This is a genomic window from Streptomyces sp. NPDC001787 (assembly GCF_040297465.1).
GTDB lineage: Bacteria > Actinomycetota > Actinomycetes > Streptomycetales > Streptomycetaceae > Streptomyces.
In genome coordinates this window covers 1-23507 of record NZ_JBEOZE010000046.1, presented here as the reverse complement: position 1 = coordinate 23507, position 23507 = coordinate 1, and the positions used below count along the sequence as shown (strand labels likewise).

Annotated in this window: 25 protein-coding genes; 12 read left to right on the top strand and 13 right to left on the bottom strand. The window is 70.7% G+C overall.

Features of this window, described 5'->3' with window-relative positions; translation table 11 throughout:
• Positions 1-74: 74 nt before the first annotated feature.
• The 7 genes from ABT170_RS37670 to ABT170_RS37640 all read right to left on the bottom strand — a co-directional run bounded on the left by ABT170_RS37670 (position 75) and on the right by ABT170_RS37640 (position 7693).
• Positions 75-530 carry a DUF488 domain-containing protein gene (locus ABT170_RS37670; RefSeq protein ID WP_351875209.1) on the bottom strand — a complete coding sequence of 152 codons (456 nt, stop codon included), beginning with the start codon at positions 528-530 and terminating at the stop codon, positions 75-77.
• A gap of 79 nt (positions 531-609) precedes the next feature.
• On the bottom strand, positions 610-2058 hold the full coding sequence (locus ABT170_RS37665; protein ID WP_329946532.1) for an NAD(P)H-hydrate dehydratase: 1449 nt from the start codon (positions 2056-2058) through the stop codon (positions 610-612).
• Positions 2059-2062: 4 nt separating this feature from the next.
• Positions 2063-2431, bottom strand: coding sequence for a holo-ACP synthase (locus tag ABT170_RS37660; RefSeq protein ID WP_266922968.1), 369 nt, complete (start codon positions 2429-2431; stop codon positions 2063-2065).
• Positions 2432-2488: 57 nt separating this feature from the next.
• Positions 2489-4336 carry a glutamine--fructose-6-phosphate transaminase (isomerizing) gene (gene glmS, locus ABT170_RS37655; RefSeq protein WP_329946533.1) on the bottom strand — a complete coding sequence of 616 codons (1848 nt, stop codon included), beginning with the start codon at positions 4334-4336 and terminating at the stop codon, positions 2489-2491.
• 135 nt (positions 4337-4471) lie between these two features.
• Positions 4472-5827 carry a M14 family metallopeptidase gene (locus ABT170_RS37650; RefSeq protein ID WP_329946534.1) on the bottom strand — a complete coding sequence of 452 codons (1356 nt, stop codon included), beginning with the start codon at positions 5825-5827 and terminating at the stop codon, positions 4472-4474.
• Between the two features lie 199 nt (positions 5828-6026).
• The gene (locus ABT170_RS37645) at positions 6027-7340 is read right to left on the bottom strand and encodes an RNA polymerase sigma factor (RefSeq protein WP_351875204.1); all 1314 of its coding nucleotides are present in this window, start codon (positions 7338-7340) and stop codon (positions 6027-6029) included.
• A gap of 2 nt (positions 7341-7342) precedes the next feature.
• Complete coding sequence (locus tag ABT170_RS37640) at positions 7343-7693, bottom strand: YciI family protein (RefSeq protein ID WP_329946536.1); 351 nt, start codon at positions 7691-7693, stop codon at positions 7343-7345.
• 275 nt (positions 7694-7968) lie between these two features.
• Here ABT170_RS37640 and ABT170_RS37635 point away from each other — a divergent pair, with 275 nt between their 5' ends.
• The 3 genes from ABT170_RS37635 (at position 7969) to ABT170_RS37625 (ending at position 10630) form a co-directional block, all read left to right on the top strand.
• Entirely contained in the window at positions 7969-9198 is a 1230-nt protein-coding gene (locus tag ABT170_RS37635) for a cytochrome P450 family protein (protein WP_329946537.1), read from the top strand.
• A 212-nt stretch (positions 9199-9410) separates the two neighbouring features.
• Positions 9411-9764, top strand: coding sequence for a hypothetical protein (locus ABT170_RS37630; protein WP_329946538.1), 354 nt, complete (start codon positions 9411-9413; stop codon positions 9762-9764).
• 80 nt (positions 9765-9844) lie between these two features.
• The gene (locus ABT170_RS37625) at positions 9845-10630 is read left to right on the top strand and encodes an inositol monophosphatase family protein (protein ID WP_502970631.1); all 786 of its coding nucleotides are present in this window, start codon (positions 9845-9847) and stop codon (positions 10628-10630) included.
• A 93-nt stretch (positions 10631-10723) separates the two neighbouring features.
• Here ABT170_RS37625 and ABT170_RS37620 read toward each other — a convergent pair whose 3' ends face one another.
• Positions 10724-11260, bottom strand: a complete 537-nt coding sequence (locus ABT170_RS37620; RefSeq protein ID WP_329946540.1) for a GNAT family N-acetyltransferase — start codon at positions 11258-11260, stop codon at positions 10724-10726.
• 232 nt (positions 11261-11492) lie between these two features.
• Here ABT170_RS37620 and ABT170_RS37615 point away from each other — a divergent pair, with 232 nt between their 5' ends.
• Positions 11493-12251, top strand: a complete 759-nt coding sequence (locus tag ABT170_RS37615) for a DUF6585 family protein (RefSeq protein ID WP_351875197.1) — start codon at positions 11493-11495, stop codon at positions 12249-12251.
• Between the two features lie 23 nt (positions 12252-12274).
• Here the strand turns inward: ABT170_RS37615 and sigJ are convergent, their stop codons facing one another.
• Positions 12275-13243: an RNA polymerase sigma factor SigJ gene (gene sigJ / locus ABT170_RS37610; RefSeq protein WP_351875194.1), complete on the bottom strand. Its 969-nt coding sequence runs from the start codon at positions 13241-13243 to the stop codon at positions 12275-12277.
• A gap of 104 nt (positions 13244-13347) precedes the next feature.
• On the opposite strand from sigJ, the gene ABT170_RS37605 reads away from it, so the two are divergent.
• Positions 13348-13710 (top strand): hypothetical protein, encoded by a 363-nt coding sequence (locus ABT170_RS37605; protein ID WP_329946542.1) that lies wholly within the window; start codon positions 13348-13350, stop codon positions 13708-13710.
• Positions 13711-13723: 13 nt separating this feature from the next.
• On the opposite strand, the gene ABT170_RS37600 is transcribed toward ABT170_RS37605, so the two are convergent.
• The gene (locus ABT170_RS37600) at positions 13724-14068 is read right to left on the bottom strand and encodes a winged helix-turn-helix transcriptional regulator (RefSeq protein WP_351875191.1); all 345 of its coding nucleotides are present in this window, start codon (positions 14066-14068) and stop codon (positions 13724-13726) included.
• A 141-nt stretch (positions 14069-14209) separates the two neighbouring features.
• Between ABT170_RS37600 and ABT170_RS37595 the strand changes: the two genes are divergently transcribed.
• The 7 genes from ABT170_RS37595 to ABT170_RS37565 all read left to right on the top strand — a co-directional run bounded on the left by ABT170_RS37595 (position 14210) and on the right by ABT170_RS37565 (position 20318).
• Entirely contained in the window at positions 14210-14905 is a 696-nt protein-coding gene (locus ABT170_RS37595) for an SDR family NAD(P)-dependent oxidoreductase (protein WP_351875188.1), read from the top strand.
• Between the two features lie 141 nt (positions 14906-15046).
• Complete coding sequence (locus ABT170_RS37590; protein ID WP_329946545.1) at positions 15047-15775, top strand: alpha/beta fold hydrolase; 729 nt, start codon at positions 15047-15049, stop codon at positions 15773-15775.
• 186 nt (positions 15776-15961) lie between these two features.
• Positions 15962-16540, top strand: a complete 579-nt coding sequence (locus tag ABT170_RS37585) for a hypothetical protein (RefSeq protein ID WP_351875184.1) — start codon at positions 15962-15964, stop codon at positions 16538-16540.
• Between the two features lie 283 nt (positions 16541-16823).
• Complete coding sequence (locus ABT170_RS37580) at positions 16824-17669, top strand: hypothetical protein (RefSeq protein ID WP_351875181.1); 846 nt, start codon at positions 16824-16826, stop codon at positions 17667-17669.
• Positions 17670-17693: 24 nt separating this feature from the next.
• Positions 17694-18728 (top strand): hypothetical protein, encoded by a 1035-nt coding sequence (locus ABT170_RS37575; protein ID WP_351875178.1) that lies wholly within the window; start codon positions 17694-17696, stop codon positions 18726-18728.
• Positions 18725-19789: a hypothetical protein gene (locus ABT170_RS37570; protein ID WP_329946549.1), complete on the top strand. Its 1065-nt coding sequence runs from the start codon at positions 18725-18727 to the stop codon at positions 19787-19789. Before ABT170_RS37575 ends, ABT170_RS37570 begins: the two co-directional genes overlap by 4 nt.
• A gap of 148 nt (positions 19790-19937) precedes the next feature.
• Positions 19938-20318, top strand: coding sequence for an immunity protein Imm33 domain-containing protein (locus tag ABT170_RS37565; protein WP_329946550.1), 381 nt, complete (start codon positions 19938-19940; stop codon positions 20316-20318).
• Between the two features lie 56 nt (positions 20319-20374).
• Here the strand turns inward: ABT170_RS37565 and ABT170_RS37560 are convergent, their stop codons facing one another.
• The 3 genes from ABT170_RS37560 to ABT170_RS37550 all read right to left on the bottom strand — a co-directional run bounded on the left by ABT170_RS37560 (position 20375) and on the right by ABT170_RS37550 (position 23377).
• Positions 20375-22069 carry a CocE/NonD family hydrolase gene (locus tag ABT170_RS37560; protein ID WP_351875173.1) on the bottom strand — a complete coding sequence of 565 codons (1695 nt, stop codon included), beginning with the start codon at positions 22067-22069 and terminating at the stop codon, positions 20375-20377.
• A 265-nt stretch (positions 22070-22334) separates the two neighbouring features.
• Positions 22335-22544 (bottom strand): DUF397 domain-containing protein, encoded by a 210-nt coding sequence (locus ABT170_RS37555; protein ID WP_329946552.1) that lies wholly within the window; start codon positions 22542-22544, stop codon positions 22335-22337.
• On the bottom strand, positions 22541-23377 hold the full coding sequence (locus tag ABT170_RS37550; RefSeq protein WP_329946553.1) for a helix-turn-helix domain-containing protein: 837 nt from the start codon (positions 23375-23377) through the stop codon (positions 22541-22543). Before ABT170_RS37550 ends, ABT170_RS37555 begins: the two co-directional genes overlap by 4 nt.
• Positions 23378-23507 lie beyond the last annotated feature (130 nt).

Here is a 23507-nt window from a genome sequence, read left to right as displayed (position 1 = left end):
TCCCGGTCATCCGTTCGACCACCCGTCCCGCAGCCGCTCGTGAAAGCCCGCGAAAGTCCCTGCCGCGGGGACCGTCAGGGGCCTGCCGGGGGGCTTCCGCGGTGTCGGCGGTGCTTCAGCTCGTGCTCCAGATGGTCGACCAGGACCGGGACATGGCTGACGGAGACGTCCTTCACGGCCGTGATCAGTGTCACCGGTCCGCCCCCGCGCACCAGGGCGGCCAGCCGGTCGACGGCCTCGGTGTGGGCAGGGTCTCCCAGCTCGCTGCGGTAGCGGTCGACGAAGCCGTCGTACCGGGCGCCGGAGCGGTCCTGGTGGTACCAGGAGCGGAGTTCGTCGGACGGGGTGATGTCCTTCAGCCACACGTCGATCGCGGCCCGCTCCTTGGACACGCCCCGGGGCCAGAGCCGGTCCACGAGCACCCGGGTGCCGTCACCGTCCTCCGGGGGGTCGTAGACCCTGCGTACACGTACGGAACCCGTGCCCGGACCGCTCACCGCACCGACCGCCTCTCGCCCGCTCCCGCTCATGCCCCGCTCTCCACCCTGGACCGGCCTCCCCCGTCCCGCAGCCCGGGGCACGGGGCGGGCCCGGGACGCGGGGCCGCCCTCACCCGGCCCGTACGTCGCGCCAGGCGGCCGGGACGCGGTCGGCGACGTCCTGCGCGGCGACCGGTGCGCCGTCCGAGCCGTGCCGGGCCGCGAGGCCGTGCAGATAGGCGCCCACCGACGCGGCGTCGCGCGGGGCGAGTCCGGCGGCCAGCAGGGACCCGGTCAGCCCGGACAGCACGTCCCCGCTGCCCGCGGTGGCGAGCCAGGACGTACCGGTCGGGTTGACCCGTACGGGTGTGTCGCGGGCCTCGGCGACCAGGGTCGTCGACCCCTTGAGCAGGACCGTGGCGCGGTAGCGGGCGGCCAGCTCCCGTACGGCGGCGAGCCGGCCGGCCTCGACCTCCTCGCGCGGCACGCCGAGCAGCGCGGCGGCCTCCCCGGCGTGCGGGGTGAGCACGGTGGCGGCGCCGCGCGTACGGACGGCGTCGGCGTCCATCAGCCGCAGCCCGTCCGCGTCGACGAGCACCGGCACGTCCGAGGCCAGCACATCGGCGACCGCCGCCCCGGCCGCCGTACCGTCGCCGAGTCCCGGCCCCACCACCCAGGCCTGCACCCGCCCGGCCCTCGACGGCGGACCGGCGTGCACCAGCGCCTCCGGATAGCGGGCGATCACCGCGTCCCCGCCGGGGCCGACGTACCGCACCGCCCCGGCACCGCCCCGCAGCGCGCCCGCGACCGCGAGCACCGCCGCGCCCGGGTAGCGCTCCGAGCCGGCGACGACGCCGACGACCCCGCGCCGGTACTTGTCGCTCGCCCCGCCCGGGACCGGCAGCAGGGCCGCCACGTCCGCGTACTGCAAGGCCTCCAGGTCCGGCGGCTCGGGCAGCTCGGGCCCCAGGCCGATGTCGACGAGCCGCAGGGCGCCCGCCCGTTCGGCGGCCGGGTCGATGAGCAGCCCCGGTTTGTACGTGCCGAAGGTGACCGTCGCGTCCGCCCGCACGGCCGTCCCGTGGATCTCCCCGCTGTCGGCCTCCACTCCGCTGGGCAGGTCCACCGCGAGGACCGGGGCCCGTGACCCGGCCAGCGCCCGCAGCAGCGCGGCGGCCTCCGGGCGCAGCCCGCCGCGTCCGCCGATCCCGGTGATGCCGTCCACGATCAGATCGACGGCGCCGAGCCCGTCCGGGCTGTCGAGCACCTGTCCGCCGGCCGCCTCCAGCGCGGTGAGCCCGGCGGCGTGGACCTTGTCGGGCGAGGTCAGCAGGGCTCGTACCCCCGCGCCCCGCCGGGCCAGCCGGGCCCCCGCGTACAGCGCGTCGCCGCCGTTGTCGCCGCTGCCGACGAGGAGCAGGACCCGGGAGCCGTACACCCGTCCGTTGCGCCGCAGCAGATCGCCGCAGGCCACGGCGAGCCCGGCGGCGGCCCGCTGCATCAGGGCGCCCTCCGGCAGCCGTGAGATGAGTGCCGCCTCGGCGGCCCGTACGGTCTCCACGCTGTACGCACGTCGCATACGGTCAACCCTCCGCGATCACCACGGCCGACGCCACCCCCGCGTCATGGCTGAGGGAGACGTGCCAGCTCCGTACGCCGAGCGCGGCGGCGCGCGCCGCGACCGAACCGCTCACCCGCAGCCGGGGCTGCCCGCTGTCCTCGACCCAGACCTCCGCGTCGGTCCAGAGCAGCCCGGCGGGCGCGCCGAGCGCCTTCGCCAGGGCCTCCTTCGCCGCGAACCTGGCGGCCAGCGACGCGACACCGCGCCGCTCCCCGCTGGGCAGTGTCAACTCCCGTTCCACGAACAGCCGCTGGGCCATCTGGGGCGTACGCTCCAGCGCGGCGCCGAAGCGCTCGATCTCGGCCACGTCGATCCCCACCCCGATGATCACAAGCTCACCCTCGCCACTCCCCTGGTCATGCTTCTCGCCACTCCCGTCCCACTCGGCTCACTCCACGGTGACGGACTTCGCCAGATTGCGCGGCTGGTCCACCTCGTTGCCGCGGGCCGTCGCGAGTTCGCAGGCGAAGACCTGCAAGGGCACGGTGGAGACCAGCGGCTGAAGCAGCGTAGGCGTAACGGGGATGGTGATGAGGTGGTCGGCGTACGGGGCGACGGCCTCGTCGCCCTCCTCGGCGATGACGATGGTGCGGGCGCCGCGGGCCCTGATCTCCTGGATGTTCGACACGATCTTGTCGTGGAGCAGGGAACGGCCGCGCGGTGAGGGCACGATCACCACGACCGGCAGGTCCTTCTCGATGAGCGCGATCGGCCCGTGCTTGAGCTCACCGGCGGCGAAGCCCTCGGCGTGCATGTACGCGAGTTCCTTGAGCTTCAGCGCGCCTTCGAGGGCGACCGGGTAGCCGACGTGGCGCCCGAGGAACAGCACGGTGTTCTTGTCGGCGACGGACCGGGCCAGTTCGCGCACGGGCTCCATGGTCGCGAGGACCTGCTCGACCTGTCCGGAGACCGCGGAGAGCTGGCGTACGACGGTCCGGATCTCGTCGCCCCACTTCGTCCCGCGCACCTGCCCGAGGTAGAGGGCGACGAGGTAGCAGGCGACCAGCTGGGTGAGGAAGGCCTTGGTGGAGGCGACGGCGACCTCGGGCCCGGCGTGCGTGTAGAGGACGGCGTCGGACTCCCGGGGGATGGTCGAGCCGTTCGTGTTGCAGATGGCGAGGACCTTCGCGCCCTGTTCGCGGGCGTGGCGCACGGCCATGAGCGTGTCCATGGTCTCGCCGGACTGCGAGATGGCGATGACGAGGGTGCGGTGGTCGAGGATCGGGTCGCGGTAGCGGAACTCGCTGGCGAGTTCGGTCTCGCAGGGCAGCCGGGTCCAGTGCTCGATGGCGTACTTCGCGATCATCCCGGCGTGGAAGGCGGTCCCGCAGGCCACGACGACGACCTTGTCGGTCTCCCGGAGCACGCCGGGTGCGATGCGCACCTCGTCCAGCAGCAGGGAGCCCTCGCGGTCGGTCCGGCCGAGCAGGGTGTCCGCGACCGCCTTGGGCTGCTCGGCGATCTCCTTGAGCATGAAGTAGTCGTAGCCGCCCTTCTCGGCGGCGGAGGCGTCCCAGTCCACGTGGTACTCGCGCACCTCGGCGGTCCGCCCGTCGAACCCGGTGACGGCGACGCCCGCCCGGCTCAGCTCGACGACCTGGTCCTGCCCCAGTTCGATCGCCGCCCGGGTGTGCGCGATGAAGGCGGCGACATCGGAGGCGAGGAACCACTCGTCCTCCCCCACGCCCACGACGAGCGGTGAGTTCCGCCGGGCGCCGACCACCACGTCGGGCTGATCGGCGTGCACGGCGACGAGGGTGAAGGCCCCCTCCAGCCGCCGGCACACCTGGCGCATGGCCTCCGCCAGTTCCCCGCAGCCGGAGAACGCCTCGGCCAGCAGATGGGCGACCACCTCGGTGTCGGTCTCCGAGCCCAGCGCGTGCCCGCGCCCGGCGAGCTCGCGCCGGAGCGCGGCGAAGTTCTCGATGATCCCGTTGTGCACGACGGCGACCCGGCCCGCGTTGTCCAGATGCGGGTGCGCGTTGACGTCGTTGGGCGCCCCGTGCGTGGCCCACCGGGTGTGCCCGATGCCGGTGTTCCCGGCCGGAAGGGGCCGGTCCTTCAGCTCCTTCTCCAGATTGACGAGCTTGCCCGCCCGCTTCGCGGCGGCCAGCCCGCCGTCCGCGAGAACGGCGACACCCGCCGAGTCGTAGCCCCGGTATTCGAGGCGCTTGAGACCTGCGACGACGACATCCTGCGCCGACTGCCTACCGACGTAACCCACGATTCCGCACATATCGGCACCCTAAGCCGCAGCCTCGTCGTGGGCGGGGGAGCGCGCGGGACGTATCGGCCACCTTCGGACGCACCGGTTGGGTACCTCTCCGATGCGCCCTCGGTGCCCCGCACGCCCCGCGCGCGCCCGCGGCCGTCAGGCGCAGTACTGCGCCTCCTTGCCGATCGACCGGTACATGCAGTCGGCGTTCTCGATCAGCTGGAGCACCGCGTCCCGGTTGCGCGAGGTCTCCCGCTCGATCACCTCGTCGGGCGGGTAGAAACCGCCGCCCGCGGCGGATCCGGGATACATCTCGAAGGTGTACCCGAAGATCTTCTGCGAGCCCCACAGCCAGTCGTCGATCGACCCGTCGGTGATGTAGAGGTCACTGGACTGCTCGGCGGTGTAGCCGTTGCTCGCGCCCATCTTCTGGCCGACGGCGGCGAACGCGTTGCGGTCGTCGGCGCTCATGCCGGTGGCGGTGTCGCTGTACGTGTAGCCGAACGGCCACAGCACCAGCTGGCTGTACGTGTGGAAGTCGATGCCCGCCGTGATCTGCTGCTTCCCGCCGACCACCCGGCCGCGGACGAAGTCGGCGACGACCTTCGTCTCGGGCGCGGACTCGGCCGCGGCACCGCGGTAGGTCTCCGAGGAGGTGCTGGAGGAGGATCCGCCGCAGCAGCCCCACTTGAAGGCCCAGTTGCGGTTGAGGTCGGTCCCCACGGAGGTGGAGCCGGAGTTGGGCTGCCGGTTCTTGCGCCAGCTGCGGTACGAGCCCGACGCGATGTCGTACTCCCCGCCGTCGGGGTTCACGTCCGGCACGATCCACAGCTCGCGGCCGTTGACCGCCTGGGTGATGCGGGAGTCGGTGCCGTAGTCCTCACCGAGCTCACGGAGCAGGTAGAGCGCCATCTCGACGGTCAGGTGCTCGCGGGCGTGCTGATGCGCGGTGAAGAGGACCTCGGGCTCGGCCTCGTCCGTGCCGACGTTGTCGCTGACCTTGACCGCGACGATGTCCCGGCCCTGGTAGGTCTTGCCGATCACCCGCTTGCTCATGATCGAGGGGTACGCGGCGATGCGCGCGTCGATCTCCGCGCTCATCTCGGCGTAGTTGTGGTAACCGGAGTCGGACGGCGGGAAGTCGAGCACACCGGCGCCGCCCGCCGTGACGGGTTCGGCCTCCGGCGCGGGAAGAGCCTCCAGAACATGGCCGCGCGCCCGGAGCTTCCTGGCCTGGGCGGCGTCCGCGGTGATCACGATGCCGTGGTCGTGCACCTCGTCGACCGAGACCCCGGCGCGGGCGATCTCGGTGCGGGCGGCGGCGGTGGTGCGCCCCGTGATCTCGTACTGCGAGGTCTGCTCGTCCGCCGCGACCACCGCGCCCCGCGCCGAGGTGTCGGCACTGGCGACGGCGGAGACGGGAGCGGCGAGGCCCAGGGCGAGCAGGACGGCGATGGTGGCGTTCCGTCTGGTTTTCGGCGGTCGGGTGTTCCGTGCGCTGACGAGTCGCATGCTGGCAGTCTCCTGAGTCCGTGAGTGGGGGATGGACCTGTGCGACGCGCATATGGTCGTGTCATGACATGCCCGGGTCAAGACGATGTTTCCGGCCAAGGCCGGTCCCGCATACCCGCGCGCCCCCCGGCACTCCCCCGCCGGCCGGGCTGCGGGCCGGGCGCACGCGGCCGAGGACCGTCCCGCGATCCCTGGTGGATCAGCGCGCGCCGGGCGCTCCCCCGCCGCGCTCCGCCTCCGCGAGCCGCCGGCGCAGCGCGGCCTTCTCCGGTGCGGTGCCCGGGAGTTCGAGCGCCTCCCGGTACGCGGCCGCCGCCTCGCCGAAGCGCTCCAGGCGGCGCAGCAGGTCGCCCCGCGCGGCCGGGTAGGGCGGGTACGCGCGCAGCCTCGGCTCCCCGGCGAGCGCGTCGAGCAGCGCGAGACCCGCCTCCGGTCCGTCCCGCATCGCCACCGCCACGGCCCGGTTCAGGGCGACCACGGGGGACGGGGCGAGGACGAGCAGCACGTCGTACAGCGCGACGATCTGCGGCCAGTCCGTGCGCGCGACGTCCGGCGCCTCGTCGTGCAGCGCGGCCACGGCGGCCTGCACCCCGTACGGCCCGGCCGGTCCGCCGGTCAGCGCGTCGACCACCAGCCCCCGCCCCTCCTCGATCATGGCCCGGTCCCAGCGCCCCCGGTCCTGCTCGTCGAGGAGTACCGGCTCGCCGTCGGGCCCGCTGCGGGCGTCGCGCCGGGCGTGGACGAGCAGCATCAGCGCGAGGAGCCCGGCGGTCTCCCGTTCGGCGGGCAGCAGCCGGCGCAGGATCCGGGCCAGCCGGATCGCCTCGTCGGCCAGATCCGGCCGCTGGAGACTCGGTCCGGAGCTGGCGGCGTACCCCTCGGTGAAGATCGAGTAGAGGGCCTGGAGCACTCCGGGCAGCCGTTCGGGCAGTTCGTCGGCGCCGGGCACCCGGAACGGGATACGGGCCTCGCGGATCTTCTTCTTCGCCCGCACGATCCGCTGGGCCATGGTGGCGGTCGGCACCAGGAAGGCCCGCGCCACCTCCGGGGTCGTAAGTCCGGCCAGACAGCGCAGGACGAGCGCGGTCCTGTCCTCGGCGGCGAGTGCCGGGTGCGCGCAGGTGAAGAAGAGCTGGAGCCGTTCGTCCGGCAGCGCGCCCGTGGCACCGGCGGGCGGTGCGGCGTACGCGCGCTCCGTCTCCGCCCGCTCCGCGTCGGCGCGCAGGACGGCGAGCCTGGCCGCGTACGTCCGGTCCCGGCGCAGCCGGTCCACGGCCTTGCGCCGGGCCGTCGTCAGCAGCCAGGCCCCGGGGCGGGCCGGGACCCCCTCGGCCGGCCAGTGCAGCAGCGCCGCCTCGATGGCCTCCGAGGTCACCTCCTCGGCCAGGTCCAGGTCCCCGAACCGGCGGACGAGGGAGGCCAGCAGCAGACCGCGTTCCTCCCGGAACACCGCCTCGGCCGAAGCCCGCGCCCCGGCCTCCCCCGCCCCGGCCCCGGCTCCCCCGCCCGTCACCGTCAGGCCCCGAAGTCGGCCACGGGCCGCACGACGACGGCACCGCTGCCGCGCGCCCCGGGGCAGCGGGCCGCCCAGTCGAGCGCGGTGTCGAGGTCGGGCACATCGATGACGAGGAACCCGCCCAGCACCTCACGTGTCTCGGCGAACGGCCCGTCCGTCACGGTCCGCTCCCCCGCCGGCCCGACCCGGACGGTCGTGGCGGTGACCAGGTCGGCCAGCGACTCCCCGGAGACGAGGATGCCCGCGTCGCGCACGGACCGGTCGTAGTCCATCCAGTCCTCGACGGTGCAGTCGGCCGCGCCGCCGTTCTCGTCGATCGCCCCGCTGTGGATCAGCAGCATGTACTTCATGGTCCTGGCTCCTGTCGTGTCCTGCCATATACCGTCGCACCCCGCTGTGGGGTGCCTTTCACCATGACGACGAACGGGACCGGGCCCGATCGACACGCCGCGGGAACTTTTCGCCGCCCGGGTCCCGGTGATCGTCCCCGGTCCGGGCGGTGGAGGCCCGGAGCGGGCTGCGCGGGGCCGGCGGCCGGGCGCCGGCGATCTCCGCACGGGAGGAGATGAGCGGGCCGCGGCACGCTCCCTAGTGTTCGAAGCCTCTACTCCCAGGAGGCATTCCGATGGCGACCGCTTGCCCCTTCGCACTCGACCGCAACGGCACGGACCTGCACGCCGAGAACGCGCGCCTACGATCGCAAGGGCCTGTGGCCGCGGTGGAGCTCCCCGGCGGGGTCACCGGCTGGAGCGTGGTGGACCACGCCCTGGCGAAGCAGGTGCTCAACGACGCGCGATTCGTGAAGAATCCGCAGCGCTGGCCGGCCTTCGCCTCCGGTGAGATCCCAGCGAACTGGCCGCTGATCAGCTGGGTCGTGATGGACAACATGACGACCCACGACGGTGCCGACCACAACCGTCTGCGCAAGCTGATCTCACAGGCGTTCACCCCGCGCCGGGTCGACGAGACCCGGCCGCTCGTCGAGAAGATCACCACGGAGCTCATCGAGGGCCTGGCGGACGTGCCGCCCGGGGAGGTCATCGATCTGAAGGGCCGCTTCGCCTACGCCCTGCCCGCCGCCGTGATCTGCGACCTGTTCGGTGTTCCGGCCGAGTCCCGCGCCGAGGTACTGCGCGGGGGCGAGGTGACCACCAGCACGTCGCTCACGGAGGAGGAGGCGGCGGCCAACGTGGCGCACTGGCACCAGGCGCTGGGGGACCTCGTCGACGCGAAGCGCGGGGCGCCGGGGGACGACCTGACCAGCGTGCTGATAGACGCGGCGTACGAAGGGCAGCGGCTGACCCACGAGGAGCTGGTCGGCACCCTGTTCCTGATGCTCGGCGCGGGTTCCGAGACGGTGATGAACCTGCTGTGCCACGCGGTCCGCAATCTGCTGGCCCACCCCGACCAGCTGGCGATGGCGATGAGCGGCGAGGTCTCCTGGGACCAGGTCACCGAGGAGGCCCTGCGGGTGCAGTCGCCGATCAACCAGCTGCCGTTCCGGTTCGCGACCGAGGACATCGAGATCGGCGGGGTGACGATCCGCGAGGGCGACCCGGTCCTCATGGGCTTCGCCGCGGCGGGCCGCGATCCGCAGCTGCACGGTGAGGACGCGGACCTCTTCGACGTCACCCGTCCCAACAAGGCGCACCTCTCGTTCGGCCACGGAGCGCACTTCTGCATCGGTGCGCCGCTGGCCCGGATGGAGGTCGCGATCGCGCTGCCCGCGCTGTTCGAACGGTTCCCCGATCTGGAGATCGCGGTGCCGGACGACGAGCTGGTGCCGCTGGCGTCCTTCATCATGAACGGCCCCCACACGCTCCCCGTACGTCTGACGCGGCAGCAGAGCGCCTGACGACGGGCTACGGGCTCTTCGGCAGCGGGCTCCACGGCTCCCGAGCCGCCCGGTGGTACGCCGTTGCCGGACATCGGCCCAGCCTGGAGGCTGTGGTGGGGCCCGGCAGCCGCCGGAGTACGGAAACCGCGTGGTCGCCCGGGTCGTGGTGCCGGTATCGTCCGGCCCCACGACCCGCCGCACCGGCGGCACACGCACGGAGAGCGATTCGGATGACCGGCCGGCAAGCAGTGACGACCCTGTGGCGACCCACCGGCCCCGAGGAGCTGGACCTGGTCCGCGCGCTCGACTGGCGTGCCTGGCCGCCCAGGCTGCCCGAACAGCCGATCTTCTACCCGGTCCTCAACGAGGACTACGCGATCAGGATCGCGCGGGACTGGAACGTGAAGCACGACGGCGCCGGGTTCGTCACCCGTTTCGACGTCGAGTCGGAGTTCCTGAGCCGGTACCCCGTCCAGCAGGCCGGGGGACGCACGATCCTCGAACTCTGGGTACCCGCCGAGGAGCTGGAGGAGTTCAACGCCCACATCGTCGGCGGGATCCGGGTCGTCCACGAGTTCCGCTGAGGCGGGCCGCCCGCCGACGGCCCGACGCGGCGGTTCGGCGACGTCGCCTCGATACCCTGTGCGGCGTGATCAACTCCCTGATGCATGCCGAGGATTCCGAGGTCGCGACAGCGGGCGCGCGTGCCGGTGCGGACGTGGTGCGCAGCCTGTACGGTCAGCGGCTCACCCGCATCGACAAGGGCGCCGGAGACTTCGCGACCGCCGCCGATGTGGAGGCGGAGAGGGCGATCCTCGACGTCATCCGCGCCGCGCGGCCCGAGGACGCGGTGCTCGGCGAGGAGGGCGGGCGGCAGGGCGCCGCCGACGCCGGACGCCGGTGGTTGGTGGACCCCCTGTGCGGCACGTTGAACTACGCGGCCGGCACCATGCTGGTGGCCGTCAACGTGGCGCTGGGCGACGGGGCGGCCGCGGTGGCCGACCCGTTCGGCGGCGAGGTCTTCGCGACGGACGGCAGGACCGCCTGGGTGCGGAAGGACGGGGTGGACACACGGCTGGTGCCCACGTCCGCCACCCGGCTGGTGGACGTCAATCTCGATCCGCCGTTCCCGAGCGCACCCGGGTTCCGGGCGGTGGACCTGCTGGCCGATCCGGCCTTCGTCGAGCGGTTCCGGCCGAGGGTCGGGTCCACGACGCTGGCGCTGGCCTGGGTCGCGGCGGGCAAGCGCGCCGCGTATGTCACCGATGGCGGTGACCTCTCCAAGAGCGTGCACTTCGCCGCCGGGATCGCCCTGTGCAGGGCCGCGGGCTGTGTGGTCACCGGTATCGACGGCGCCCCGGTCGGGCCGGCGGGACGCGGACTCGTGGCGGCGGCCGACTCCGGGACCCACGGGCTGCTGATGGAGATGATCCGTACGGCGGCCGGGTGACCGGGCCGGGACGTGTCCGCCGGCCGTCGGGGTGCCCGTGCGGTACGGATCCCACCCCGTACGACGAGGACGCGGACGAGGACGCGTCGGCCATCACACCGTGGCGGCTCGTGGCGCGTCGTCGTCGACGAAGCCGAGCCGTCGGTTCATGCCGATGGCCGCCGCGTTGGCAGGGTGGTGGAAGGTCCGCAGCACACGCGCGCCGTGGGCACGCGCGAAGCCGATGGCCAGGAGCTTCATGGCAAGCGACACACCCCGCCCCCGGTAGCCGGCCAGCAGCCCGGTCATCTCGCTGAAGGCGTGCCCCTCGGGCTGGATCGACGTGGTGGCCATGCCGACCCAGGACCCGCCGTCCAGGGCGAGAACGACGCCTCGGGGATCGTAGGCCGGAATCTCGATGCGCTGGGCGAGGTACTCGTCGTACGTGTAGAACTCCCCGCGCTCCGGTATGTCGGCGGAGCACGTCCTGTTCAATGCGTAGAGGGCACGCCGGTGTTCGGCCGTGTCGCCGAGGTCCGCCATCGTCGTGAACTCGATTCCGGCCTCTCGGCAGCTCTGGAGGCGGGACGCGAACCGGGCATCGTCGAACGCGTCCAGATCGAGCTTGAGCCGAACCCACTCGACGGCCATCAGGGCACCTCCAGGGTCACCGGCCTGAACACACGTTCCCGGAGCCTATCGGCCAGGCGCACGCCGGATCACGGCGCGGCACGGGCGGCCGGACGGCGCGAAGCACCGACCCCGGTCACGCAGAAGGCTTTCCGCTCTTCTCGTACCGGCCGCGCTCCCCTAGGGTGGCCCTCTGCTGCCTGGCCTTGGGGGGCTTGTGTCGGATCGTGATTCCACTCCTGTTCCACCCACCATGCGCCTGGTCGCACGGGAACTCGAACTCGGTCCGCGCCAGGGACTGGTGTGCACGAATCCCAAGAGCTTTCCGTGGATCGTGGTGCTGCTGCCCGCGCTGGTCGGACTGCTGGTGCTCTGGCTGGGGATCTCGGCCATGGCGGAGAACCAGCGGAACGGCGACGCCTGGTACTACGCGCTGCCGCTGCTCCTCCTGGCGGTCGCCGTCCTCGGAGCGGCCGGGTACTTCCTCTTCCTCGCGCTCACGAGACGGCAGCCACAGGTCTGGGTGGGCCACTACCGGCACGGCATCGTGCGGGAAGTCGCCGGACGGGAGCCGGAGGCGTACACCTGGGACGAGATCGCCGGCATCCGGCGGCGCAGTACCCGAGTGACGAACGGAATCACCGGCGTCACCACACACCAGCTCTGGATACGTCCCCACGAGGGCGGCGAGATCGTGGTGGACGACGCGTACGAGGGAGTCGCACGGTTCACCGACCAACTGGACACGGCGTTCACGCGCGTGCGGCTGCCCCAGGACGGCGAACGGCTCAAGGCCGGCGAGCGGATCGACTTCTTCGGCGCCCACATCGATCCCGCCGGTCCGGGCCACCCCGGCCACCGGCTCGACTGGAGCGAGGTCGGCCGGATCACGGTCGAGAAGGGCTGGGTGGAGATACACCGGCGCGGCGAAGGGAAGCCGTGGGCCAGGCTCCCCGTGGAGATGATCGAGAACCTGTCGGTCTTCCTGGCCCTCGCCACGACGCCGCGCTGAGGGCCGTCCCGGAGCACCCCTGATCACAGCGGCGCCGCGGACACACCACCGGCCTCCCCGCCCGCGCCGTCCCCCGTCCCGTCCTGCCCCCACGGCCGCAGCTTCTCCGGATTGCGGACCACCCAGATCCGGGTGACGCGGCCCTCGGCGACCTCGAACGACGCCACGGTCACGACGGCACCCGCACGCCGGGCCACCAGCCCCGGCACACCGTTGACCGACCGCTCCAGGAGTTCGAGCCCCGGAGCCCGGTCGGCGATGGCGACCATGTACCGGGCGATGCGCGCACCGCCCTCGACCGGACGCAGAACGGTGCCGGCCAGGCCGCCGCCGTCGGCGGTCATCACGGCCGCCGGGTCGAGGAGTCCGACGAGGGCCGCGATGTTCCTGGTCTGCCATGCCTCTTTGACCTGCCGCACGGCGTCGGCCTGCCCGGCCGCCGTCACCGGAGCCCGCGCCCCGCGCACCCGCCGCCGGGCGGAGGCCGCGAGTTGCTTGCAGGCCGCGGGCGTCCGGCCGAGGATGCCCGCGATCTCGGCGAAGGGGTAGCGGAAGACGTCGTGCAGGACGAACGCCACCCGCTCGGCGGGGGTCATCGACTCCAGGACCACGAGGAAGGCCATGGTCACCGATTCGTCCAGGACCAACTGGTCGGCGGGGTCGGCGAGGGCGCCGGGGCCGGTGCCGCGGCCGGTGTCCCACTCCGCGCGGTCGGGCAGCGGATCGGGCAACCACGCTCCGACATAGCGTTCGCGCCGGGCGCGAGCCGAACCGAGCACGTCCAGGCAGATGCGGCCGGTCACCGTCGTCAGCCAGGCACCGGGCGACACGATCTCGTCCCGCCGGTTTCGCGGCAGCGCGTACCAGCGGGCGTAGGCCTCCTGCACGGCGTCCTCGGATTCGGCCAGTGAACCGAGCAACCGGTACGCCACGTTCATCAGCCGGCGCCGCTCCCCGGCTGCCCCGCCCGCGTCCGCCCCAGCCGTCCCCATGCGCCCGGTCGTCCCCCTCGCCTTACCTTTCGCGGGCCCGCTTCGTCGGACCGGTGAGACCTTATCGATCCACCGCCCCCAGGGCGGGAAAAGGGGACTGCGGCATGACGACCCGGGCGACGGCACAGCACCGAATCTCGTTTCTGCGGATGGCGATCGGCCTCCAGACCCTGACCATCTTCCTCCAGGCGGTCTCCGCCGGCCTGCTGCTGTCCTCGGCCTACGGAGAGACGCTGCACAGCGCCGGGGCCCGCGTGATGTACGGGGCGTCGATGCTGTACGTGCTCGCGGCCGTGCTGGCCTGGAAGCCGGGCGGCGGATCGCCCCGGCCCGTCGGGTACGCGTGCGGCTTCCTCGCCCTCGCCTCGGTCCAGGTCCTGGTCGGCATCGCGCACGTACCGTCCGTCCATCTCCCCCTGGGTGTCCTGATGTTCGGCCTGAGCGTGCTGGCACTGGCGCGGCGCTGAACGAGCCGTCGGCTCAGCGCTCGTCGTAGTGGCGACGGGCGGTGTCGATCTCGTCGTGGTGGTCGGTGGCCCATTGGGCGAGGGCGTAGACCGTTCCGCGCAGGCTCTCTCCGAGTGGGGTGAGCCGGTATTCGACGCGTGGGGGCACCTCGGCGTAGGCGGTACGGGTCAGAAGACCGTCGCGTTCGAGGTGGCGCAGGGTCAGGGTGAGCATGCGCTGGGAGATGCCCGGGATCCGCCGGTTCAGGGTGCTGAAGCGCAGGGGTCCGGTACTGAGCATGCCGATGACGAGGACCGACCACTTGTCGCCGATCCGGTCGAGGGTCTCCCTGGCTCCGCGGCCGTTGTCGGGCCACATCTCGCAGGGATGCGGGGGGATTTCCGCAGCGCCGTCAGGTTCATGGGTGTGCTCTTCGAACATCGATGTGCCTTTTGTAGGGTGCCTGATACATCTCTACGGTGGGGCTGCGCACAAATCGTAACCAAGCGAGGTAGCCGCATGTCTTCCACGATCGCAGTCGTAGGCGCCGGTCCGGGCCTGGGCAAGTCCCTCGCCCGCCGCTTCGGCACCGCCGGGCACCCCGTCGCCCTGATCTCCCGCAACGGCGAGAGGCTGAGGGGCCTGGCCGACTCCCTGGCGGCCGAGGGCGTGAACGCCCGCGCCTACCCGGCCGACGTCACCGACGGGGAGGCCCTGACCGGCGCACTGCGCACGGCCGCCGAAGAGCTCGGGCGGATCGGGGTGCTCGCCTACAGCCCGTCCCCCGCCTTCCCCGACGTGGCCGGCGAGGTGGCCGACCTGAAGGCTCTGGGTTTCACCTCCGCGGCCGAGACCACCGTGGAATCCGCCCAGGCCATGTTCGACCTGGTCGTCAGCGGCGCTCTCACCGCGACGGCCGCGGTCCTTCCGGGCATGCGGGCGGCCGGCGACGGCGCTCTGCTGTTCACGGGCGGCACGATCGCCGTCAACCCCATCCCGGGGATGGCCAATGGCGGCATCGCCATGGCCGGGCTGCGGTCCTGGGCGCGCAGCCTGCACGACGACCTGGCCGAGGAGGGCGTCTACGTCGGCCACTTGTCCATCGGCGTACCGATCGTGCCCGGTACGGGCGCGGGCGACCCGGACGCCCTCGCCGAGCGCTGGTACCAGCTCTTCCGGGCGCGCGACGTCTTCGGGGCCACCGTCGGCTTCTGAACCCGCCCGACGCGGCCCGTCCCACGACCTTCCCGGGCGCTCAGGCCCCTCGGTGGCCCCGGAGAGCCCGAGGCACGGGACCGGCCCGCTTCGCACCGCTGTCACCCGCGATCCGCAGTCCGGACAACGGAGGTACCGCACATGCACGCCGACACCGGCCGGCCGGCCTTCCTGCTCGTCCACGGAGCCTGGCACGGTGCCTGGTGCTGGGACTCCGTACGCGCCGAGCTGGACGCCGACGGCCGGCGGTCCCACGCCGTCGACCTGCCCAGCGCCAACCCACCGGGCGGCCGGCACGACCGCGCCCGCCCGGTGGGCATGCTGGACGACGCGGACGCCATCCGGGACAGCCTCCGGCGCATCGACGGCCCGGTGGTGGTGATCGCCCACTCCTACGGCGGCGTCCCCACCACGCAGGCCATCGGGGACGCCGCGAACGTGGTGGGCGCGGTGTATCTCGCCGCGTTCCAACTGGACGTGGGCGAGAGCATGTTCACGTTCCTGGGGGCACCCGTGCCGGACGACGGAACGGGCCAGGCCCCGCCGTACGAGGACTCCCGGCGCGTACTCTTCGGCGACATGTCCCGGGCCGACGCCGACCGTGCCGCGGCCCGTCTGCGCCCGCAGAGCGTGCGGTCCTTCACGGAGCCGGTGACCACGGCGGGATGGCGCACCGTACCGTCCAGCTACGTCGTCTGCGACCACGACCGGGCGCTCGAACCGTCCCGGCAACGCGAGCTCGCCACGCGCGCCGGTTCCGTCCACCGGCTGCCGAGCAGCCACTCGCCGTTCCTCTCCATGCCCCGGCGACTCGCCACTCTCCTGGGCCGGATAGCCGGCCCGGCGATGACTCGCCCCGGCCGGGGCTGACCACCGTCCTTCGGCGTCCTCCGGCGTCTTCTTGCGTCTTCTTGCGCGGCATCGGGAACCTCCGCGTCGCGGGACTACGTCGACCGCGCCGGCCGTGGCGTTCGGGCCCGGCATACCGGCTCGGAAGGGCCTGCCGACGGAACGCGGGGCTTCAGGGGTCCAGTCGGTGCCTCATATGCTCGGCCGATGAGAGAACCTCATCCGGTCGAGCTGCCCAAGACGTTCGTCACCCGGCGCGACGGTCATTGGTACGGGCGGTTCCGGTTGCGTTTCACCCCGGTGTCGCCGTGGCCCGGCCTGCCCACGACGTTCATTCGAGTACGTCCGGGATGGCGGTCCCTGGTCGAGGAAACGCTGGCACTGGTGACTGCCGAGATGCCCAGGCAGAACTGGCCGGTCCAACTGCTCAACCAGAGGATTCATGGGCGCACTTGGGAATTCGACCTGGGCCCGCCGGAAGCCGACTACCTCTGCTTGGACCTGCTGTCGGACATCTGCTACATCGACATGCGCAACCTTCACCGGCTCATCGACCTCCTGGCACCGGCCATGGAGGACGCGCACTTCTTCGTCCACTCGATGGGTGACGGCATCGACCGGTGGGTCGACGAGGTACGTGTCCACGACGGGCGGTGCAGCGTCGCGCGGTGGCCCCTCGCGGACGAGGCGTGGATCGAGTTCCCCGCGCTGTGCGCGGAGCTCGCGGACAGTCGCGCCGGGGACGAGGCCTTCGGCCGGTTCGTCGGGCTGCTGAGTGACCGGTGAGCCGGTTGCGGTACCTGACGGGATTTCATCACTCCGTGGTGTGCCACGCGGTGCCGCACAGCCGTTTTCTTCTTCAATTACCCTGGATTTTTCACCGCGTCACGCTTCCGCAGTTGCGGCGTAATCCGTATGCGGATTAATCTGATGAAGAGCTGGGATTTGCCGCCGGCCAGAGCGTATCGCCCCGGGTGGAGACTTCCCTCGCATCTGCCTCCCTGAGAGCTCATTTTCTCCGAGCCCTCGGGCAGCCCCGGCCGCGCCCTGATGACGGAGGTAAGTCCGTATGCAGATGAACGACACCTATCAGCAGGCTCTCGACGGCACACTGGTTTCCGAGGACGGCCCCACAGGAAATCCCGCAACCTTCACCAATCAAACCTGCATCCCACTGTCTCTCTATCTGCTGAGCAGCGACGGTGAGCACTACTCCTCGTTGACGACACCCGATCAATACCTGCCGGAAGCTACGAGCATGCTGTCTGCCGGCGGGGGGAACTTTACGCGGCAGGACCCGGGCGTGAACTGGTACTGGCTTTTCAGCAACGCGTACACGGGAGCGTTTGCCGCCGCGTTTCAGACTCCTTCGAGCGGCAGCGTGACCGTGACGAGTTTCGATCTGCTGGACCCGAACGACATCGGCGTTCCGCCGCAGCCCGGCGACGATGTACTCATCCCCCCGGACTCCGCGCCGGTCATGGTCGGCTGTGGAATCCTGCCGAACGGAAATGCCGTGATCCGGCAGCAGTACTGGCAACGCCTGCCCGACTCCTACAGCATCGGCCCACTGGAAACGAAGACGGTGGAGAGTACGGTGACGTCCGGCATGCAGCAGACCTCGTCGAACCTGACCACCGTCGAGGGCTCGGTCACGGGAAGCGCCTCGGCCGGCTGGGGCCCGGTCTCCGCATCGGTCTCGGCCTCGCTGAGTGCGTCGGCGACGTCATTTCAGCAATTCACCGCCACGACACAGACGACGTCCTATGTGTCGGACCACTACGAGAACCACTCGGAGACCGCTTCCGAAATGCATCTGCACTGGCAGCTGACGGATTCGATCACTGTTTACGATGCGGACGGTACGGCATTGAGCTCAATCATCACCGGCACGCAACCCGTGATCATAGGGTGACCTCCGAGCGCGAGGGATGCGACCATGAAAATGAATTCGGTGTACCAGGATGCCATAAACGAAACCCTTCAGTCGACCAACACGGGCCACACCCTGCTCGATCTGACACTTTCCAACCAACTCACCTTTCCTGTTGCGGTCTATCTGATCTCGGATTCCGGCTGGTGGATCGGAGGGCTGGACAACATATTCTCGGAACCGCCCGGATACCCCGGTCTGGTGATACCCGCATGGGGAAGGCTGGACTTTGCCACTGAATTCGACCTGGGCTGGTACGTGCTGTTCCTGAACGCCTATTCCGGGGCGTTCGTCACGGTGATGCAGGTCCAGTCCGCGACGTACAGTCCGGAAAGCGGCCGTAACTGGCTCATAGCGAACCCGTCGTACCTGGTGGATCCCAGCGACATCGGGCCGGTCCCGGAACCCAATGCGTCCGTCGTCATCCCTCCGGACTCGCCGCGGGTCGTCGTCGGCTCCGGCCCGCTCAACGAAACCGGTAACACAGTGGTGCGGGAGCAGTACTGGCAGCGTCTCCCCGACTCCTACAGCATCGCCGCCGGCGCACGCAGGACCATCAGCTACTCCACCACCTCCGGAATGGAGAGCACCACCTCCGAGCAGACCACGCTGGCGGCCTCGGTCACGGGGAGCACCACGGCCGGGTGGGGGCCCGTCTCCGCCACCCTCACGGCCAGCCTGAGCGACAACTCGACCAACTTCCAGCAGACCAGCACCACGGTCGAGAGAACGGCCTTCGTGTCCCAGACGTACGACAACACGGACAACCTGGCGTCGAGAATCGTCTTCTACTGGCAGCTCACGAACGTGCTCACCGTGTTCGACCCGGACGGCAACGCTCTCGCGTCACTCATCTACGGGACGGAGAGTCCCGCGGTGATCGACGCGCACACGCTCGGAGCCCTTCCTCCCCGCCCCTTGGAGAAGAGGCTCCCCATGTCCGCGGACATGAAGGCACGGCTGCCCGCCGCGCCCCCGACCGCCGGGGACGGACACCGGCCGGCGCCCTCCGCCGGTACCCACGAAGGCGGAGAGCGGTGAATCACGCGCCCGTGGAGCCCGACGAGGCGCATGTCGCCGTCGAGGAGTGGTTGTCCTACCCCGGCATCGTCATGCTCGACACCGGCGCGAAGGTCCGGGGCGGCCACGAGCTCCCGCAGCGGGCGATCATCGTCGGCGTGGTGAAGAAGAGGCCCGGAACCGCCCTCACACCACTGGACTTCCCGGTCCCGCCTTCCGTGGAGGTCGAGATCCGTCAGCCGGACGGCACGGTCGCCACCAGGACCATCCCCACGGACGTGGTGGAGACCGGCGAGATCCGCCCGATGTCGCTGTCCTGGCAGGAGCGCCCGTGTCCCGGCGGGTTCCGCATCGAGGCGCAGCCGCGGAAGCTGCTGCTCGGCATGGTGTACGTGCAGTCCAAGGGGACGCTCGGAGTCACCACCGACTTCCGTAACCAGCAGTGCCTGCTGACGAACTGCCATGTGATCGGGGACCGGGCCATGGCTCCGGGAAACGCCCTCTACCAGCCCGCCTGGTCCACGTGGAGGCAACGCAGGGAGGACAACGCCATCGGCGTCTGCGACGGTACGGTCAGCATCCTGACCTACGGGACGCCGACCGTGGAGAAGCCCGTCCTCAATCAGTACGACTTCGCCTGGTCCGTGATGAATGACGCCAACCTGATGTCACATCGGATACAGGACATTTACGACGGGCAGGCGGCACTTCCCATCCGGAGGGATCCTCTGAGGGGGAATGCGGTGACATGGATCGGCGCCACCACCGGCATGACACAACAGTCGACGATCGCGTCGGCGAATGTCATGGCCAAGTGGCCTCGCGGTGATATGTGGGCATTCTGGAAGAGGCTCATCCGCATCACCGTCGACCCCGGCGCCCCCGTCGTCATGCAGCACGGCGACTCCGGTGCGGCCCTGCTCCGCCGGCGTGTGGACGCCCACGGTGTCGAAACCTTCAGCGTCGTGGGACTCCTCAGCGCGGCTTCGGACGACGGCACGCACATCTTCGCGACGCGGATACCGGACGAGAACCTCGCCGACGAGCCGCAGAAGATGCGCATCCGGCCACCCGGCCCATGACCGACCGGAGCGGCGATGCCTCGGCGGACACCTGAGCCTCCGCAGGTGGTGGCATTGCGCCGAAGGGCGCGGGCCGGGTGCCGGGCCCGCCCGTACAGCGGTCGGGGCGAGCGTGGAACACTCGCCCCGACCGCTGTAGGAGGAACACATGCCCCGTCCGTACCCCGAGTTCATCCCGGGCGCTGGAGCGAGCCTGGTGACGCGGAGCGTTCTCGCGGGCGAGAGCCGGATTCGCTGGGTGCACCGCAAGCCGTCCCGGCAGTCGGCCGACAATGGCTGGCGCGTCCTGGGCGACACCGACACGGGTGACTACCTGTCGAACGCGAAGAACTGGGTGCCTGTCGACTTCAACGAGCTCTGCGCCATCGAACCGGCCCTCATCGGCATCTACGACTTTCCGGTCGGGGCGGACCTCCAGATCGTGCATGAGGGCCGGGGGGTGGTGGTCATCGACGTCGAGTCGGGCCGCGAGGTCCCCCGGAGCGCGTTCTACGTGCCGCCGCAGCACCGGGCGGACCAGGAGGAGTGATCGGCCCACCGGACACGTTCCGGACGGCCCGCGCCGATGGCCCCGGGGGGGCGGGGTCAGTCGACGGGGTGGAGCGGGATGTCGAGGTAGGACTCGGTGCCCTCCGGCGAGGTGATGTCGAGGGTGAACACCGGGGTGGTGGTGTTGGGCGTGGTGAAGAAGGGGTCGTGGGTGTCGATGACCAGCTGGAGCTGGTGGCCCTTGGCCAGGACGTAGTCGGCGGGCTGGAGGGGGAACGTCGCGGTGGTGGCCCGGCCCGCCTGCTCGGCGGTGAAGGTGTAGGGGGCGTGGGTGACGATGTGCGCCCTGCCGGTGGTCGGGTTGTGGTCGAGCAGGTAGGCGACGATCGTGGCGTCCGACTGCTGCGGCGTCACCGTCACCCGCAGTTCCAGATCGCCCCGTACGCGCGTGGCCTGGTCCAGCGGCGCGGTGGCGAACACCGCCGCGAGGCTCCGGTCGACGTCGGCCGTCTTGTAGACGTGGGGCAGGCCCAGGCGTTCGGCCAGGCCGGTCCGGATGAGCTGGGGGGCGACGACGATGTCGGTACCCGTGCCGGTGGCCTTCACCGAACGGGTCCAGCCCGCCGCCGCGGTGCCCTCGACCAGCTGTCCGTCGCTCGTCCCGGAGGCCGCGTCGGCGAGGTGGAACCGCTTCTTCGGCAGGGCGTAGTCGTCCCAGGAGAGGTGGCGGACGTCGGAGAGGGGGTTGAACATGTACTCCGAGCGGACGTCGAACCGTGGAGCCGCCCCGTCGCCGGCGCTCCCGCCGAGGTGGTGGTCCATCCACCGGTAGGCCATGTCCGTGGGCTTGGCGGAAAGGCCGAACAGGCCCGGGAGCTCGGCGTTTCCGTGGTCGCCGACCTGGACGAGAAGGGCCTTGGGTCCGGTCAGACGGCTGTGGAAGTCGATGACGGCGGGCACCGAGAAGATGGTCTCGTGCCAGGTGGTGGTCATGAGGATGGGCGTCGCGGCGTCGTTGTACGCGTTGAGGTGGTTCTTGGGCGACCGTGCCTCGGCGAACTCCCTGACCTCGTCGTCGATGGTGTTGGCGCGGATCTTCTGGATGATCTCGCGGAACTCCTTCGAGCACCGGTCCTCGCCGAAGAGCGACACGAGTGCCTCGAACGCCTTGAGGTGACGGGTGCCGTTCTCGTACAGGGAGGCGAACAGGTCGGTCCAGGCACTGGCGCCCGCGACAGCCTTGATCCGCCGATCCTGCGCGGCGGCCAGCAGGCTCGTGCCGGCACCGTAGGAGGCGCCGAAGAAGCCGATCCGCTCCGCGTCGACCCCGTCCTGCTCGATCAGCCAGTTGATCACCTCGGTGGCGTCGGCGACGTCCTGCGGGCCGGCGACGTGGATCTCCCCCGTGGACTTGGCCAGACCTCGCTGGCTGTAGGCCAGGACGACGTAACCGCCCCTGGTCCAACGGGAGATCATGCCGAGGTAGGCCTGGTGCCCGACGCTGATCAGCGGGGCGGGCAGGACGACGGCGGGGCAGACCTGCCCGGGGGCGAGGTCCTTCGGGACGCTCAGCGAAGCGTCCAGGACCGTCCCGTCCGCCATGGTGAGGGAGACCTCCGCGTACCGGGCGATCTCCGCGTACACCTCGTACTCGTCTGCCAGGCCCCACTGGTCCAGACGGCCGATGCGGCGCGGCGAGGGGTCCAGCAGCGCCTCACGGATCGCGTCCAGTTTTGCGCGGTCGTCGGCGCCGAGCTCGAACGGCGCCTGGGGGGTTCCGTCAACAGACATGGCTTTAACCACCTTCTGTGAAAGGGATGATGACGAGGTGTCGGACACATGCTCACCCCGCCGAAATCTCCCCGGGGAAGCGTTCGACGCTGCTCACCCGAACGGATGAATGGCACCGGGTAAACCCTCAGGAGGGCAACGCGCCAGACCTTGACCGAGAACGGCCGGGCGCGGCATACACCATGTGCCGGGCCGCCGTAACAGCACGAAGCCCCACCATGCGAACGCACGATGGGGCTGTCCCGCTCGACGAAGAACCGGGGGTTCAGACCGTGCCGAACTCTCCGGCCTTCACGCCCGCCACGAACGACGCGAACGAGCCGGCGGGGAAGTCCAGGACGGGGCCGCACAGATCCTTGGAGTCACGGACGGGGACCACGCCACGTGACGCGGCGAGGTTGGCAGCGACCTCGATGCACTGGCCGCCGTTGTTGCTGTAGGAGGACTTGAACCAGCGGGGGGATTCGGTCGTCACGGGGAACCCTTTCGTAACTGCTCGATCATGGCCACTGATGCCGCTTGTGAGGGCGATTCGGCCTGTAGTTGATGGTAGGCCGTCAGCATGGGCAACACCGAGGTACTTTCCCGCTCAAGATGCCCCCGCTGCGACGACTCCGCATACGACATCAGCGAGCGGTCCGGCATCGTCAGCACGGTTATCGGCAGGTCAAACGGCCTGTGCGCCAAGTCAAACGGGGCAACCTGAAGCATGGTGTTCGGCTGACGAGCGAACTCGACCAGCCGTGTCAACTGCCCATCCATGGCAGCAGTATTGCCAATGGACCGGCGGACACAACTCTCGTCCAGCACCGCGATCACCAAGGGCATGGGCATGCGCGCAAGTGCAGCTTGTCTGTCCGCGACCAGCGCCACCCGCTCGTCTGCCTGCTCGGGCGTGATCGCCCCCCGCGCCACCGCGCTCGCGGCCAAGGTCGCCGCGTACTCCGGGGTTTGAAGCAGACCAGGCACGATCCCGACTTCGAACAGCCTGACCTCTGCGGCTCGCCCCTCGTGGGCCACATACTCCGGGAAGCCCTCCAACAGACTGCCGTGCCGTAGCTCCCCCCATAGGCGCTCGAATGCCTCGGCCGTTCCGACGAGCCCGAGGACCACGTCCAGGCTCCGCGAGAAACGCAGAGTTGGAGGTTTGCGGCCAGTTTCGATCGCTGAAATGTGCCTGCCCGAGTATCCGACCCGCACGGCAAGCTCGTCTTGTGTCCATCCGCGAGCCTCACGCGCACTGCGGACACGCGCCCCGAAGGCCGCTTGCGGACTTGCTTCGGGGTTCAACTCCTTGCGGTTAACCAATGTGCCCTCCGGTTCGGAAACGTTGAAGGAAGCCAGACTCTAGGTCACGCTGGGTCGCCTTGGTAGTGGAACAGCTACGGAGAGGCACGACCGTGTGTGCAGAAAACGGTTCCCCGAACGGGCATGCCCA